Source organism: Bacillus mexicanus (assembly GCF_050445615.1).
Classification (GTDB): Bacteria; Bacillota; Bacilli; order Bacillales; family Bacillaceae; genus Bacillus; species Bacillus mexicanus.
Genome location: NZ_JBCEYV010000002.1, coordinates 230,409 through 246,412, shown reverse-complemented (window position 1 = coordinate 246,412; position 16,004 = coordinate 230,409). Strand labels below are relative to the sequence as shown.

General features: G+C 44.6%; 14 protein-coding genes and 1 riboswitch. Of the genes, 8 read left to right on the top strand and 6 right to left on the bottom strand.

Features of this window, described 5'->3' with window-relative positions; translation table 11 throughout:
- The first annotated feature begins 24 nt into the window (after positions 1–24).
- Together cysI and AAGG74_RS10935 are read left to right on the top strand one after the other, a co-directional pair.
- A complete protein-coding gene (gene cysI, locus AAGG74_RS10940; protein WP_429675418.1) occupies positions 25–1,737 on the top strand; it encodes an assimilatory sulfite reductase (NADPH) hemoprotein subunit in 1,713 nt (570 codons plus the stop codon).
- 237 nt (positions 1,738–1,974) lie between these two features.
- Positions 1,975–3,987, top strand: a complete 2,013-nt coding sequence (locus AAGG74_RS10935) for a Na+/H+ antiporter (protein ID WP_162103554.1) — start codon at positions 1,975–1,977, stop codon at positions 3,985–3,987.
- Positions 3,988–4,033: 46 nt separating this feature from the next.
- Here the strand turns inward: AAGG74_RS10935 and yvgO are convergent, their stop codons facing one another.
- A complete protein-coding gene (gene yvgO / locus AAGG74_RS10930) occupies positions 4,034–4,519 on the bottom strand; it encodes a stress response protein YvgO (protein ID WP_429675417.1) in 486 nt (161 codons plus the stop codon).
- A gap of 222 nt (positions 4,520–4,741) precedes the next feature.
- Between yvgO and pgoN the strand changes: the two genes are divergently transcribed.
- Positions 4,742–5,572, top strand: coding sequence for a glyoxal/methylglyoxal reductase (pgoN, locus tag AAGG74_RS10925; protein WP_429675416.1), 831 nt, complete (start codon positions 4,742–4,744; stop codon positions 5,570–5,572).
- A gap of 29 nt (positions 5,573–5,601) precedes the next feature.
- Here pgoN and modB read toward each other — a convergent pair whose 3' ends face one another.
- Positions 5,602–6,294, bottom strand: a complete 693-nt coding sequence (gene modB / locus AAGG74_RS10920; protein ID WP_429675415.1) for a molybdate ABC transporter permease subunit — start codon at positions 6,292–6,294, stop codon at positions 5,602–5,604.
- Complete coding sequence (gene modA, locus AAGG74_RS10915; protein ID WP_429675413.1) at positions 6,266–7,048, bottom strand: molybdate ABC transporter substrate-binding protein; 783 nt, start codon at positions 7,046–7,048, stop codon at positions 6,266–6,268. Before modA ends, modB begins: the two co-directional genes overlap by 29 nt.
- A 109-nt stretch (positions 7,049–7,157) precedes the next feature.
- Here modA and AAGG74_RS10910 point away from each other — a divergent pair, with 109 nt between their 5' ends.
- On the top strand, positions 7,158–8,084 hold the full coding sequence (locus tag AAGG74_RS10910) for a substrate-binding domain-containing protein (RefSeq protein ID WP_162103549.1): 927 nt from the start codon (positions 7,158–7,160) through the stop codon (positions 8,082–8,084).
- Positions 8,085–8,110: 26 nt separating this feature from the next.
- Here the strand turns inward: AAGG74_RS10910 and AAGG74_RS10905 are convergent, their stop codons facing one another.
- On the bottom strand, positions 8,111–9,964 hold the full coding sequence (locus tag AAGG74_RS10905; protein ID WP_429675412.1) for an LTA synthase family protein: 1,854 nt from the start codon (positions 9,962–9,964) through the stop codon (positions 8,111–8,113).
- A 99-nt stretch (positions 9,965–10,063) separates the two neighbouring features.
- Positions 10,064–10,546: a metal-dependent hydrolase gene (locus AAGG74_RS10900; protein ID WP_162103547.1), complete on the bottom strand. Its 483-nt coding sequence runs from the start codon at positions 10,544–10,546 to the stop codon at positions 10,064–10,066.
- Between the two features lie 166 nt (positions 10,547–10,712).
- Here AAGG74_RS10900 and sspJ point away from each other — a divergent pair, with 166 nt between their 5' ends.
- A complete protein-coding gene (gene sspJ, locus AAGG74_RS10895) occupies positions 10,713–10,853 on the top strand; it encodes a small acid-soluble spore protein SspJ (RefSeq protein ID WP_162103546.1) in 141 nt (46 codons plus the stop codon).
- A 118-nt stretch (positions 10,854–10,971) separates the two neighbouring features.
- Positions 10,972–11,151: riboswitch (Lysine riboswitch) on the top strand.
- Between the two features lie 103 nt (positions 11,152–11,254).
- Positions 11,255–12,658 (top strand): amino acid permease, encoded by a 1,404-nt coding sequence (locus tag AAGG74_RS10890; RefSeq protein WP_162103545.1) that lies wholly within the window; start codon positions 11,255–11,257, stop codon positions 12,656–12,658.
- Positions 12,659–12,782: 124 nt separating this feature from the next.
- Here AAGG74_RS10890 and AAGG74_RS10885 read toward each other — a convergent pair whose 3' ends face one another.
- Positions 12,783–13,727: an iron-hydroxamate ABC transporter substrate-binding protein gene (locus AAGG74_RS10885; RefSeq protein ID WP_429675411.1), complete on the bottom strand. Its 945-nt coding sequence runs from the start codon at positions 13,725–13,727 to the stop codon at positions 12,783–12,785.
- Positions 13,728–13,933: 206 nt separating this feature from the next.
- Here AAGG74_RS10885 and AAGG74_RS10880 point away from each other — a divergent pair, with 206 nt between their 5' ends.
- Entirely contained in the window at positions 13,934–14,980 is a 1,047-nt protein-coding gene (locus AAGG74_RS10880; protein WP_429675410.1) for a FecCD family ABC transporter permease, read from the top strand.
- Positions 14,980–15,990 (top strand): FecCD family ABC transporter permease, encoded by a 1,011-nt coding sequence (locus AAGG74_RS10875; protein ID WP_429675409.1) that lies wholly within the window; start codon positions 14,980–14,982, stop codon positions 15,988–15,990. The genes AAGG74_RS10880 and AAGG74_RS10875 overlap by 1 nt, the downstream gene beginning before the upstream one ends.
- The last annotated feature ends 14 nt before the right edge of the window (positions 15,991–16,004 follow it).

The window sequence follows — 16,004 nt, the reverse complement described above, 5'->3', positions numbered from 1 at the left end:
TTGACTTGAAAGGAGTTTTTCAACATGGTGACCAAAAATTTAAAAGCACCGGACGGCTCTCCAAGCGATGTTGAACGCATTAAAAGAGAAAGTGACTATTTGCGCGGCACACTGAAAGAAGTGATGCTTGATCGGATCAGTTCCGGAATTCCGGATGATGACAACCGCCTGATGAAACACCACGGCAGTTATTTGCAGGATGACCGCGACCTCCGCAATGAACGCCAAAAGCAAAAGCTTGAACCGGCCTATCAGTTCATGCTGCGTGTGCGCATGCCAGGAGGCGTTTCAACGGCTGAGCAATGGCTTGTCATGGATGACCTTTCTCAGAAATATGGGAACGGCACATTAAAGCTGACAACCCGTGAAACATTCCAAATGCACGGAATTTTAAAATGGAATATGAAGAAAACCATTCAGACGATCCATTCAGCACTTTTGGATACAATCGCAGCCTGCGGAGACGTAAACCGCAATGTTATGTGCGCTTCGAATCCTTATCAGTCTGACATCCATTCAGAGGTTTACGAATGGTCTAAAAAATTAAGTGATGATCTGCTGCCGCGAACGAGAGCATATCATGAAATTTGGCTTGATGAGGAAAGAGTGGCTGGCACGCCAGAAGAAGTCGAGCCGATGTACGGACCGCTCTATCTGCCCCGGAAGTTTAAAATCGGTATTGCCGTTCCGCCGTCTAATGATATTGACGTTTTCTCACAAGATCTCGGGTTCATTGCAATCGTTGAAGATGGCAAACTGATTGGTTTTAACGTGGCCATCGGCGGCGGCATGGGAATGACACACGGCGACACAGCGACATATCCGCAATTAGCTAAGATAATTGGGTTCTGCCGTCCTGAGCAAATGTATGACGTTGCTGAAAAAACGATTACGATTCAGCGTGACTACGGAAACCGTTCTGTCCGCAAAAATGCACGGTTCAAGTACACGGTTGACCGCCTTGGTTTAGAAAACGTAAAAGAAGAATTGGAAAACCGCCTCGGCTGGAGCCTGAAAGAAGCGAAGCCGTATCATTTCGACCATAACAGTGACCGCTATGGCTGGGTGGAAGGCATTGAGGATAAATGGCATTTCACGCTGTTTGTCGAAGGCGGCCGTATAACGGATTACGATGATTATAAGCTGATGACTGGCTTGCGGGAAATCGCTAAAGTTCATACAGGCGAGTTCCGTCTGACAGCCAATCAGAACTTGATTATCGCCAACGTCTCAAGTGAGAAAAAAGCTGAAATCAGCGCGTTAATCGAGCAATACGGACTCACTGACGGCAAGCATCATTCAGCGCTCCGCCGCAGTTCTATGGCGTGTGTCGCTCTCCCGACCTGCGGATTGGCAATGGCTGAAGCAGAGCGTTATTTACCGACCTTTTTAGATAAAGTCGAAGAGATTATTGACGAAAACGGCCTTCGTGATCAGGAAATCACCATACGCATGACAGGATGCCCGAATGGGTGTGCACGCCATGCACTTGGTGAGATTGGATTTATCGGAAAGGCGCCGGGCAAATATAATATGTATCTTGGCGCTGCATTTGACGGAAGCCGTTTAAGCAAAATGTACCGTGAAAACATCGGTGAAGAAGATATTTTAAGCGAGCTGCGCGTCCTTCTTTCCCGCTATGCGAAAGAACGTGAAGAAGGCGAACACTTCGGTGACTTTGTCATCCGCGCAGGAATCATTAAAGCAACGACTGACGGCACGAATTTTCATCATTGATAAAGAGATGAGAGGCAGGGATCATTCCTTGTCTCTTTTTTTGAATTTGCTCTGGTGCAAAAAAGTTCACAGTGAGCATATCATGAGAAAAAATACCCTAAAAAGGGTACTATAAAAGAAGACAAGTGCGGAGAGAACTCCTGAGAAATCACGTATTAATACAAAGCCATCTAAATAAGCCTAAAGCCTCTGCTAGCACATCAAGCATGAACACAACAAACGAAGGAGGTCATGTATTTGGACATATTTTTAGTCGTTCTCGTTTTATTAACGATTATTGCAATATCAAATATCATAAACCGATTTATTCCGTTTATTCCTGTGCCTTTGATTCAGGTGGCGCTCGGAATTATCGCTGCCTCGTTTCCACAGGGGCTACATTTTGAATTAAATACCGAATTGTTTTTTGTTCTGTTTATTGCGCCTCTTCTATTTAATGATGGAAAGAGAACGCCACGGGCGGAGCTTTGGAATTTACGGGCTCCGATTTTATTGCTTGCACTCGGCCTTGTATTTGCGACTGTGATTGTAGGAGGCTACACGATACACTGGATGATTCCTGATATTCCGCTGGCAGCGGCTTTTGGGCTTGCGGCCATTCTTTCACCGACTGATGTTGTCGCTGTCAGCGCATTATCAGGAAGAGTGAAAATGCCCAAAGGGATTCTCCGCCTCCTTGAAGGTGAAGGGCTGATGAATGATGCATCAGGTCTGGTGGCCTTTAAGTTTGCGATTGCGGCAGCAGTGACCGGTGCATTTTCATTAGCGCAAGCGGCTTTCAGCTTTGTTATTATTTCTCTCGGAGGCTTGCTGTGCGGGGTAGTCATTTCGTTCTTGATTATCCGCTTTCGCCTATTTCTTCGCCGGCTCGGTATGCAGGATGTCACGATGCATATGCTGATTCAGATTTTGACGCCGTTTGTGATTTATTTGGCAGCGGAAGAAATCGGCGTTTCCGGCATTTTGGCCGTTGTGGCGGGAGGAATCACCCATGCGGTTGAACAGGACCGTTTGGAATCAACAATGATCAAGCTGCAAATCGTATCCTCGAGTACGTGGAACATCATTTTATTTATTTTGAACGGTTTGGTTTTCGTGATTCTGGGGACGCAAATTCCAGACGTCATTTCTGTCATCTTTAACGACACCGCTATCAGCAACTTGAAGGTGATCAGCTATATCCTTGTGATCACATTTACGCTGATGCTGCTCAGATTTCTGTGGGTGCTGTTCTTCTGGAATGGCAAGTGGTTCTTTAATAAAGATCAGAACATCTATAAACCGGGTCTGCGTTCGACGCTGTTACTTTCGGTTTCCGGTGTGCGCGGAGCTGTCACGCTTGCAGGATCTTTCTCCATTCCGTATTTTCTTGAGGATGGCACACCGTTCCCCGAAAGAAACCTGATTCTCTTTTTAGCAGCGGGCGTCATTTTATGTACGCTTGTCCTTGCCACTGTTGTCCTGCCGATTCTGACTGAAAAAGAAGAAGAGGACGAGGAACGCAATAAGAAGCTCCTGACGGCGAGACGTAAATTGATTAAAACAGCTCTCCAAACGATTAAAGAGGACATGAATGAGACGAACAAAACGGCCTCTCTTGCGGTGATAGCTGAATACAATGAGAAAATGAAAAATCTTCGTTTTCAGCAGTATACATCGTCTAATCGGATCAAAAAACATGAGCGAAAGGTTCGTGCCCAAGGGGTTAAGGCTGAGCAAGAGGCACTGATGAAAATGCTGGAGCGGGGAGACATCCCGGAAGAAACGGCAAATGTGCTGCAAGAACGGTTTAATGAATTAGAGATTTTGTATGGCAATCCATTTAAAGTCGGATTGTCAAAAACAAGGCTCAAGCGGCTGATGTATTGGATTTTCTTCGGTGAACATAAAAAACCGGAGATGTCGATTTTAAATGAAGCGGGATTGATACGGGCAACGAGAGTAAAAACAGCAAAAGCAGCGATAGAATACTTGGAAAAATATAAGGCGGACGAACATAAAGAAGTGGTTTTATCTGTCATTTCATTTTATAAACAGTTAATTTTCAGGCTGGAGCACAGCCATCATGAGCTAAGATCAAGCGCCCAATTTGAAAATCAGAAGCTGGAAGTGAAGCTGAAAGCCGTTCAGGCGATCAGAAACGAAATTCAAACGCTTTTCGAGGAGCGGGAAATTTCTCGGGACCTCTCCCATGAGCTTCGCCAATACATTAATGATGTGGAAGCCGCCATGCTTGAAGGCGGCGAATAGATAACGGAAAAAAGCTGGCGCCAGAGCGCCAGCTTTTTTCTATATATTAAGGGCGATGAAATTCGACGGTGCTGCCATCCCGGTCGAACCAGCCTCTGAAGGCCCAGTTGATCCAGCCGCCATCTCCTTTGTTTGTAAAGGTTCCGTCTTCAAATACCCATATGCCATACGTAATGCCATCGTAAACGGCTGAGCCGTAAAATTGCACACCATGTAAGTGATCTTCATATTCCTTACTTAAATTAAATACCATGACGTTGTATTTTTGACCGGAAGCGTAGAAGGAAGACTCCATAAGATTTTTCACAAATCCATCCCGGTTCTGTGCGGATTTAATGGCGTCGGAAATCTGATTGGCAATGCCAAGCACATCAAGGTTTACATTGAGACCGACCTCAGACGCAGATGCTCGGGCTGTTTTGGTCTGCGAGATCTTTGGAGTTGGTTTTTCTTCAGCGGAAGCAAAAGACAAAGGGGTAATGGTCAAAGCGGCACCAAGCGCAAGTGTCATTGGGATACGAATGCGTTTCAAAATGTTTCCTCCTTTGTTTTTTGGTGGTTGCACTATTCAAATACCCTGCTCAGTTTTTCATAATCTCATTTTTTCTAAAATAGGAATAAAATAGTGTATTGAGATTGGCTGTGACGTGAAAAAAGAAGCAGAAATAGGCTCTTAAGCTTATTGTTGGTATCTGCCGAGAGGAGTGTGAGATAATATAAACACTTCTATTTCTTTGAAAGGGTGTATGTTCAAGTGCCAACAAGTTTAAAGGATACTGTAAAGTTACATAACGGAGTGGAAATGCCTTGGTTCGGTCTTGGTGTTTTTAAAGTAGAAAACGGAAGTGAAGCGACTGAATCTGTAAAAGCGGCGATTAAAAACGGTTACCGCAGCATCGATACAGCGGCTGTCTACCAAAATGAAGAAGGCGTGGGCATCGGGATTAAAGAATCCGGTGTGGCAAGAGAAGAGCTGTTCATTACATCAAAAGTATGGAATGAAGATCAAGGCTACGAAAAAACGCTTGCTGCCTTCGAAAAAAGCCTTGAACGACTTCAGCTTGATTACTTAGATCTCTATTTAATCCACTGGCCTGGCAAGGATAAATATAAAGATACATGGCGCGCGCTAGAAAAGCTGTACAAAGACGGCAAAATCCGTGCAATCGGTGTCAGCAACTTCCAGGTTCATCATTTAGAAGAGCTGTTGAAGGATGCTGAAATCAAACCGATGGTGAACCAAGTGGAATTTCACCCTCGTCTCACGCAAAAAGAAGTAAGAGATTACTGCAAAGCGAACGGTATCCAGATGGAAGCATGGTCTCCGCTTATGCAGGGGCAGCTTTTGGATAACGAAGTGATTGCACAGATTGCAGAAAAACACAATAAATCTGTGGCTCAAGTCATCTTGCGTTGGGATCTTCAGCACGAAGTGATCACAATTCCAAAATCTATTAAAGAACACCGCATTATCGAAAACGCTGATATTTTTGATTTCGAATTGTCTCAGGAAGACATGGACAAAATCGACGCGTTAAACAAAGATGAGCGTGTCGGTCCAGATCCGGACGAACTCTTGTTTTAATCAAAAACTCCCCGTCACAGGGGAGTTTTTTAGTATGTTTTTTTCTGTTGAATAAAAAACAGCATCAAAAAGGATATGACAACGATACAGACGACCCACGCCCAGGCAAGGGTGTTGTTGCCGGAATCCAATGCGACGTAAATGGCCGTCGGCAGCGTTTGCGTAACACCGGGGATGTTCCCTGCAAACATCAGTGTTGCGCCAAATTCTCCGAGCGCCCGCGCGAGGCTGAGGATGCTTCCGGTCAGCAATGAAGGATAGGCGAGCGGGACGGAAATATAGATAAATACCTGCCACCTGCTTGCGCCGTCTACCATTGCCGCACCCTGTATATCGGGATCAATGTCAGCAAACCCGGTTTTGGCGGATTGATACATAAGCGGAAAGGCCACAACCGCTGAAGCGATCACAGCGGCCCACCAAGTGAAAATGACAGGCTGCTGAAAAATCCACTCAATCGCTTGTCCGATGAAACTGTGCTTTCCGAATATAACAATCAAGATAAAACCGACAACGGTAGGCGGAAGAACGAGCGGAAGCAGAAAAAAGGTTTCGAGTGCCATTTTTCCGAAAAATGATGCCCGTGACATCCATGCACCAGCCAGTGTTCCAAGAATGATCACAACGATTCCGGCAATTGCTGCCACCTGAAAGGAAAGCAAAACAGGTGTGAAAAATTCTGAAGCACTTATGCTATTTGGCAGTAAAGCCATATTTCTCAAATACTTTCATTGCTTCTTCAGATTGCAGGTAATCGTAAAATGCCTTTGCTTCTTTCCGGTGTTTTGTATCTTTTACAATCCCTAATGGATAGACAATTGGGCTGTGTGTATCTGCTTTTGCCTCGTCAATGATGCTGACCTTTTTAGAGATCAGAGCGTCTGTTTTATAAACAATGCCGGCGTCCACATTGCCGGTTTCTGCATAAGAAAGAACTTGGCGAACGTCTTTGCCGTAAACGATCTTACCCTTTAGTTTGTTCCATAGAGACAGCTTTGTCAGGGCTTCTTTCGCGTAAGCGCCTGCGGGAACCGATTCCGGCGTGCCGAGGGCGATTTTTTCTGAATCAGCCAAATTGCTGAAGCTTGTCACAGGCGAATCCCCGTTTTTCGGCACGATCAGCACAATTTCATTACCAACTAAGTCAGTGCTGTCTTTTTTTGCAATATCGCCATCATCCACCAGCTTTTGAAATTTATCCTCGGCAGCTGAGAAAAACAGATCTGCTCCTGCTCCTTGAGAAATCTGTTTTTGCAAGGCGCCGGATGAGCCATAGTTATCTTGGATGGTAATAGATTGATGTTTTTTTTCGTAATTTTTTTGGATTTCTTCAAGTGCATCCTTTGTGCTGGCGGCAGCTGAGATGGTTAGCGTCACCTTTTTCTCGCTGTCTGCTGAAGACTGGTTTGAAGAGCAGCCTGCTGCAAGCAGAAAAACGGCTAAGGCTGCTGTTAGAATGGAATACTTTTTAAGCATGATCGCACCCCTTATAATTAGATATATCTAATTATAACTAATTAGGTTTCGTTTGTGTGGTATTTTTAAATTTGATGAAAAGGTATAATAAAATAGGAGAGTGATGATAATGAATGAAACCTCTTCCTATACGATAGAAGAAGTGGCAGGCCTGCTGAAGGTATCGAAGCTGACCGTTTATGATTTGATCAAAAAAGGCATGATCTCTGCTTACCGTGTTGGCAGGCAGATGCGTGTAGACGAAGAAGATTTGAAGCAATATAAGTCAAATATGAGAATGTCTCAGCCTCTGGCTGCTGTCGAAGAGCCGAAAAAGATGCACGAGACGGAGGTGGAGGGCAGATCGAATGTTATGATCAGCGGCCAGGATATTTCGATGGATCTCCTTAGCAAGCAATTGGAAAATGCTATTCAGGAGACGCCGCTCCGCAAATACAAAGGAAGTTTGAACAGCCTGATTGATATGTATCAAGGTAAATGTGATATTGTCAGCCTGCATTTGTACGATGCAGAAACAGGCCAATATAACACACCTTATGCAAAACGGATTTTGTCAGGCGAGCCGTTTTGTTTGATCAATGTTGTTCTCCGCAAAGCCGGACTGTATGTTCAAAAAGGGAATCCGAAAAACATTCAAGGCTGGGAAGACTTGAAAAGAGCCGATATCCGGATCATCAACAGGGAAAAGGGTTCTGGCGCAAGGGTGCTCCTTGATGAACAGCTTGGATTGCTTCATGTGAATCCGGCTGATGTAAAGGGATACGAGGAGATCGTGACCGATCATTATGCTGTCGCTTCCCAAGTCTCAAGCGGACAGGCAGACGCGGGAATCGGAGCGCAGCACGCGGCGCACATGGGCAGTGTGGATTTTATTCCGCTCATCGACGAGCAATATGACATCATCGTTTTGAAAAAACATGAGCAGCTGCTGAAAGCTGTGAAGGAGATCTTACAATCTGAGGAATACAAAGCAAATCTGGCTCAATTAAACGGCTATGAGACGAAGCTGACCGGCAAAGTGATGTTGGAAACATAAAAATCCCTCTGGAAAGGAGGGATTTTTTATTCGTAAAAACGGAGCAGGTCACCGTTTAAGATTTTATCAGAGAAAGACAGTTCTTCATTTGCTTTCTCTTTATAAGGGAGACATGCGTCCAGGTCTTCCAGCACTTCACCTGTTTTTTGGCTGTAGCACGTGTTTTTCGTGTATACATAGTTATTCGTAATAAAGCTGCCGTTTCTCAGCACGGCAAATGGAGTACGGTCATCTGACAGCAAATCATTGCCGAATTGAATTTCGCCTTTTGTCTCAATGCCAAGAAGGTGCATCAGTGTCGGCCTGACGTCGACCTGCCCTCCGGCATCAGAGATGGTTTCCGGCTTTTGATCAGTGATTCCCGGGATATGTATAAGAAACGGCACCCTCTGGAGCTGAACATTGTCATACGGTGTGATTTCATTTTTCCCTAAAAACTCAGCCATCGCCTCATTATGGGCTTCTGAAATCCCGTAATGATCCCCCATAAAGACGATCATCGAGTTGTCGTATAAGCCTTCATTTTTCAACTTTTTGATAAAATGCTTCAATGCCTCATCTTCATATCGCACTGTCGTCACATAGCGGTTTAACAGGTCGCTGCTTGAATCGAACTCATCGATCATCTGATCCTTTTCGTCAATTTCAAACGGAAAATGATTCGTTAACGTGATGAGACTGCTGTAAAACGGCTGCGGCAGGCTTTTCAGTTTGCCTGCGGACTGTTCTAAAAACTCCTTGTCCTTTAAACCCCAGCTTGTCGATGTTCTGGGCGTTACATGAAAATCATCAACATCAAAAAAGCGGTCAACCCCAAATGTATCGTACATCACATCTCGGTTCCAAAATGTTTTATGGTTGGCGTGAAAGACGGCTGAATAATATTCATGTTTTTTCAGCGATTTGTACATTGTATGAAATTGATGGTCGCTTTTCGTGAAAAAGACAGCTCCGCTAAGGGAAGGATACAGCGAGTTTGCGACGATGAATTCTGAATCAGACGTTTTGCCTTGTTCGGTTTGCTGGTAGAAATGATCAAAGAAATAGCTTTTTTTGATGAAGTCATTCATAAACGGGGTTATTTCTTTTCCATTTACCTTTTCATTCAAAACAAAGCTTTGGGTTGATTCAAGCGTTACAAAGATGACATTGCGCCCTTTTGCCAGACCGAATTTGCTTTGGTCAGGCTTGCTGTAATCAGCTTCTGTATAATTTTTAATGACAGTCATGCTGTCTTCATCTGCAAACGCTTTTGCGCTTATATGAACCGTCTGAGAAATCGTATCATAGATATGAAACTGAAACAGTCCGATATTTTTGACGAGCATTTCCCGGTCAAAGGAATGCGCCAAAAGCTTTGGCTGCTGTATTTCTGCAAGTGCCAGCGTGCATAAGATCATTCCTAAGGAAGCTGCATAGTACCGTTTGATCGTACGGGATGAGGCTTTTGTCTGCGGGGGCTTTTCTTTTCTGGAAAGCAGCAAAAGAAAAACGAAATCCGCAAACAAGGCGATAAACAGAGGATTGAACAGCTCTTTAATACTGCTGCCCATATCGCTCATGTTACTGGCCTGAAATAAAACCGGGATGGTAATAAAATCAATATAAAAACCATAAAAAATCGTGTTGGATATCAAAATGACAGTCAGAACCAAATTAGCAATCAGCAAAAAGGCCCGCTGCTTGTTTCGTTTCAGAAACAGGCTGATTCCGAATACAGGAAGAATAAAACTGAGCGGATTGATTAGCAATATGAGCTCTTCCAACAGAGAATCAATCGGTAAGTCAAAGCCGAGTTTATAGATCGCATATGTTTTGATCCACACAAATACGATCGAAATCCATAAAAACCGCTGATTGTGAAAAAAGGTTCCTTTCATTAATATGACCCCTCACGTTTACTTGATCATTTTCATGACATCCTTCTTATGTAAAACCTACTAAAAACAGCCCGTTCAGACAAGTGCCAGCACTCACGTTTAAATCGTTTGGCCATGAAACAGCATATAAAAGTAGTAACATGAAGCAATGGTCAGACCGGCTAACACGAGCTGCTCAGAAAAACTGCCTGTCTTCATATATAATGGGAGCCGCACACGGATCGTTGAAGGGAATAATAATTTGATCCCGTTCACCGTCCAAGCGTCAAGAACCAAGTGGCTTGCCATTCCGATCATCAGCCCGGTCGATATGTTTATATCTGGAATATATGTGGATGTGATAAAAAACATAATGAGCAGAAACAGCAGGCTGTGCGTAAAGGTTCGATGGCCAAAAACGGAACTGACCACTTTCGATATAAAAGGAAACCTTCTCCCAATTTTGCTTTGCGTGTGGCAGATATCGGGTATTAATGCCCCAATTGCGCCTGACGCTGCCATAAGCACTGGATCAAAACCATAATAATAAGCCGCTGCTGTACAAGAAGCGATGCCTCCCATGATGTGTGTTTTTCCTGTCATTTGTCGCTTCTCCTTTATCTTTTGCAAAAAATCTCTGAATTACAAATATATCAAGAGAATGTATGTTTGATCAACAGGACTTTGAGTGAAAAAAATGTCCTGTATAATTTCTCAAAGAAAAAGGCATCTTAAACATGTACCTATTTTCTATAAAGAGGTGATACGAATGGGTTTCTTTAATAAAGATAAAGAAAAACGCTCTGGAAAAGAAAAAAACGTCATCCAGGGAGCTCTTGAAGATGCCGGTTCAGCTCTCAAAGACGATCCGCTTCAAGAAGCTGTGCAAAAAAAGAAAAATAATCGCTAGTTACATGCGGATAGGGTTTGGCCCTATCCGTATTTTCCATCTGTTCCCTTTGACAGATCATCCTTTCTTTGATAACCTTCTGGGAGTAACTGAATATTTTCAAATCCTCACTCTTTCTCAGTGAGGTAGAGGTTGCGCGGATGATAAGTCACACATGCCAGGCTGACAGGAGCTGTTAACCATGTGTAAAAGGCATCAGCGCCGAAGTGTGGAGAAAGCCGATCCTTCTCTATGCTGGGACTGTATCTGAATAAGTGCAGGACTGCCGCGTGCTTTTTCGCGGAGGGCTATCCGGAGATCAAGGGTGTGTGTTTCTTTAAGCATGGACTTTTGTTCAGGCTTTTTTTGCGTTTACATGATCTCGGGGTCTGGTCCGTACAAAGAATCATGGAGGTACTGGAATGGAACAGACAAAAAAATGGGGTTTTTGGTTATTAACGGCGTTTGTCGTTGGAAATATGGTTGGATCAGGAATTTTCTCCTTGCCGAGCTCGCTTGCTTCAATCGCGAGTCCGTTTGGCGCTACGTCTGCCTGGCTTTTGACAGGGGCCGGTGTGCTGATGATCGCGCTTGTTTTCGGGCACTTGTCCATTCGCAAGCCTGAGCTGACAGCGGGACCGCAAAGTTATGCGAGGGCGCTGTTCTCTGATAAGAAAAAAGGGAACGCTGCTGGTTTCACAATGGTGTGGGGCTACTGGGTGGCGAGCTGGATCAGTAACGTGGCGATCATTACAAGTCTCGCCGGTTACTTGACTTCGTTCTTTCCGATCTTGGTTGATAAACGTGAAATGTTTACGATCGGCGGGCAAGAGGTGACACTCGGCCAATTGCTGACATTTGCTGTCTGTACGATCTTGTTATGGGGAACGCACACGATTCTTGTTACAAGCATTAACGGTGCAAGTAAATTGAACTTTGTCACAACACTTTCAAAAGTATTAGGCTTTGTTTTCTTTATCGTTGCCGGATTGTTTGTGTTTCAAACGGCATTATTCGATCATTTTTATTTTCCGATTCAAGGAGAAAACGGCACAAGCATTGGAATTGGCGGCCAGGTGCATAACGCCGCGATTTCTACATTGTGGGCGTTTGTCGGAATTGAGTCAGCGGTCATCCTGTCCGGCCGTGCGCGTTCTCAGCGTGATGTGAAACGTGCCACAATCACCGGTTTGCTGATTGCTTTGAGCATTTATATTATTGTGACTTTCATTACGATGGGTGTGCTGCCGCACGATAAACTTGTCGGCTCTGAAAAACCGTTCGTCGATGTCCTGTATACGATTGTTGGTAACGCGGGAAGCGTCATTATGGCGCTTTTGGCTATCCTTTGCTTATTCGGAACAATGCTCGGCTGGATTTTGCTTGGCTCTGAGGTACCATATCAAGCCGCGAAAGCAGGCGATTTTCCGGCAATATTTGCGAAAACGAATAAAAAAGGAAGCCCGGTTATCGCACTTATTATCACAAATGTGATGTCACAAGTCTTCATTTTCTCGGTTATTTCCCGGACAATAAGTGACGCATTTACATTTTTAACGACAGCAGCAACGCTTGCGTATTTAATACCGTATTTGGTATCAGCGATTTACAGCTTGAAGATTGTCATCAAAGGTGAAACATATGACCAGCTAAAAGGCTCCCGTGTAAAAGACGGAGTGATTGCGATATTAGCGTGCGTATACTCGGTGTTTGTCATCATAACAGGCACAGCCGATTTAACGACATTCATTCTCGGTATCGGTTTATTCTTTGTCGGCTTGATCGTTTATCCATTTATGGCCAAAAAGTTTCAGAAAGAAAAATAAGCATAAAACAAAAGACACCTGATTTTTCAGGTGTCTTTTTTATGAAATGCAATTTCCCGAACAGAATATCGAAAACGCATAATAATCCGCTGATGGTACAGCTCAATATGAATATTATCTTTTATTATTTTGTTAAGCTTTCCGTTATAAACTCCAGCTGGCCCTCTAGCGAAATCGGGTCTGTGAAATAGAAGCCAATCGGATCGATCTGAAAGACATGGTCATTTTTAACAGCGCTTAGGTTCTTCCAAATGGAACTATCAAATACGCCGCCATCGTCACCGCCTGATTGCCATGGCCCCGCGAAAATATAATCCCCGGCGAAGTCAGGGAGCTTCTCTAATGAAATGCTCGTATAGCCGGGACCCTGATCAATGGCTTTTTCTTTTGTCAGCTTTGTAGCTTGCAGGTCGAGATCTTTGTAAATGATGCTTCCGCCTCGTCCGAAATCTTTGCCGAATACGTAAATGTCTTTTCCATTGGATTGCATAATGGAAATGGTTTTGTTACCGATAGCTTTTTTGATGTTTGCTTTAGCCGCCGTAACTTTTTTATCCCACTCAGTCAGCCACTTTTCCGCTTTATCTTCAGTCCCAGTCATTTTTGCGAATTCTTTTAACTGTTCAATGTTGTCGAGCTTATCGTATGTTACCGCAACAGTTGGCGCGATTTTTTCAAGCTTTTTAATATCAGCGCCTTGTGTTGTCCAGACGATAATCAGGTCAGGATTCAAATCAATCACTTTTTCAACGGATGTGCCGTCCCCGATGTTTGTGACACCATCGGTTTTTCCTTTATAGTAAGGGTTTTTAAAGACGTTTTCAGGCGCCCCGACAATGTTGACGCCCAGTGTTTTGAAGTAGCCGTAGTAGCCGTCAGCCATGACAACCACTCGTTGAGGATGTTTAGGGATGTCTATCTTTCCGTTTTCAGCTTTGTATGTAAAGGTTTCATCGCTTTTTGAATCAGAAGAGGAACCTTTGTTTTCTGAGTTGCCGCAGGCGGCCAGCACGGTGATCAATAGCAATGTAATAAATGCGGTTCCGAATTTCTTATATATACGGGGCATATCTCATACCTTCTTTCAGAAAAATGGGTGAAAAAGAGAATCATTATCAATGAGATTATACCATTACAAATGTCTGCTGACACGATTTTTTTAACAATTATATTCTCATTTTTTCTATAAAACGCTCTATTACATCTGCGGAAAAAGGTGATATACTGGAATTATAATTGATAATCATTATCAGTAATAGAAAGGAAGTACGACTGTTGAGTCAACATAAAAATAGACAGACCGCATCAGAAAAAATCCAATGGACGTCAAGGTCATATAGTGCGGTTATCGTTCTTATGGCGGGGATCTGCTCACTTTGTCTTGGCGTGTTTCTATCCATATCACTCGGTGCAGCAGATATCCATTTACGCACTGTATGGGACGCCATCTTTCATTTTCAGCCGGCAGAGACGTCTCATCAAATTATACACGATCTTCGGCTGCCGAGAACGGCTGCAGCCGCACTTGTCGGCGCATTGTTAGCAGTGTCCGGTGCCATTATGCAGGGGATGACGAGAAATCCTTTGGCAGAGCCTTCGATTATGGGGGTTACTTCGGGATCGGCATTTGCCGTTTCGATAGCATTTGCCTTTTTTCCCGGACTTTCTGCAATGGGGCTTGTTTTATGGTCCTTTGCGGGAGCGGGGCTGGGGGCATCGACGGTAATGGGCATCGGCATGTTTTCCAGAGGCGGACTTTCGCCTGTAAAGCTTGCTCTCGCGGGAACGGCTGTTACTTATTTCTTTACGGGCATTTCAACCGCCATTGCAATCCGCTTTGATGTCGCACAGGATATCAGTTTTTGGTATGCAGGCGGAGTAGCGGGTGTGAAATGGTCAGGTGTCCAGCTTTTGCTGATCGCAGGGGCTGTCGGCTTAGCACTGGCATTCATCATCGCCCGGTCGGTGACATTGTTAAGTCTTGGTGACGAGCTGGCAAAAGGTCTTGGTCAATATACATCAGCGGTGAAAGCGGCCGGCATGCTTGTCGTTGTAATCTTGACGGGAGCTGCGGTTTCTGTCGCCGGCACCATCGCATTTATCGGGATGATCATTCCGCATATTACCCGGTTTTTAGTCGGTGTGGATTATCGGTGGATCATACCCTGCTCGGCGGTTCTCGGTGCTGTTTTGCTTGTGTTTGCTGACATTGCGGCAAGGCTCGTAAACGCGCCCTTTGAAACACCTGTCGGCGCGCTGACTTCTCTTATCGGCGTTCCCTTTTTCTTTTATTTGGCACGTCGTGAAAGGAGAGGGCTGTAATGAAAACAAAAGCAAAAACACCGCTTGCAGTAATGGCTGTGACCTTTCTGCTTATCGTGATGGTCTTTTTTATCAGTCTGAATTTGGGTGTCATCAAGATGGCGCCGCTTAAAACGCTTCAGGTCTTTTTGGGCCAAGGAACGGCTCGTGACGAGCTTGTTTTATTTGAATTCAGGATTCCTAGGATTATCCTTTCCTTGCTCGTTGGGGCAGGAATCGCAGTTGCCGGCGCCATTTTGCAAAGCGTATCTCAAAATGATCTGGCTGAGCCCGGTATTCTTGGTATTAATGCCGGCGGCTCACTCGCTGTTGTGCTTTTTATTTACTTTGTTCAAGGGTCAGCTTCAGACCTCAGCTTTTTCGGTACATTTATGCTGCCGTTCAGTGCTTTGGCGGGAGCAATTCTCGCTGCATTTCTCATTTATCTTCTGGCTTGGAAGAAAGGTGTGACCCCGATTCGGCTGATTTTAGTCGGTATTGGCGTGAATGCAGGGTTTAATGCTCTGCTGCTGATTTTTCAGCTCAAGATGGATCCCCATGATTTTATGCAAGCCGCGGTTTGGATATCCGGCTCCATATGGGGAGCGAACTGGAATATGATTTGGGCGATACTCCCTTGGATTGTGATCTTGCTTCCGTTTACTTTATATAAAGCGCGTTATTTGAATATTTTACAGCTTGGAGACCAATTAGCGACTGGGCTGGGCACTGCTGTTGAAAGGGAAAGACGGATTCTTCTGCTGGCAGCGGTCACTCTCGCCGCTTCATGTGTGGCAGCTGCAGGGGGCATCGCGTTTCTCGGATTGATTGCGCCTCACGTGGCAAGAAGGCTTACCGGTCCTCGGCACCAAACACTGATCCCGGTCTCTGCCTTCATTGGCGCATTTCTGTTTTTGCTCGCTGATACGCTGGCGAGAAATGTATTGGCACCGTCAGAGATTCCGGTTGGGCTTGTCATTTCCGTGTTAGGTGCGCCTTACTTTATTTATTTATTGATGAAAGCGAATTAGAGGAGAGGGCCGAA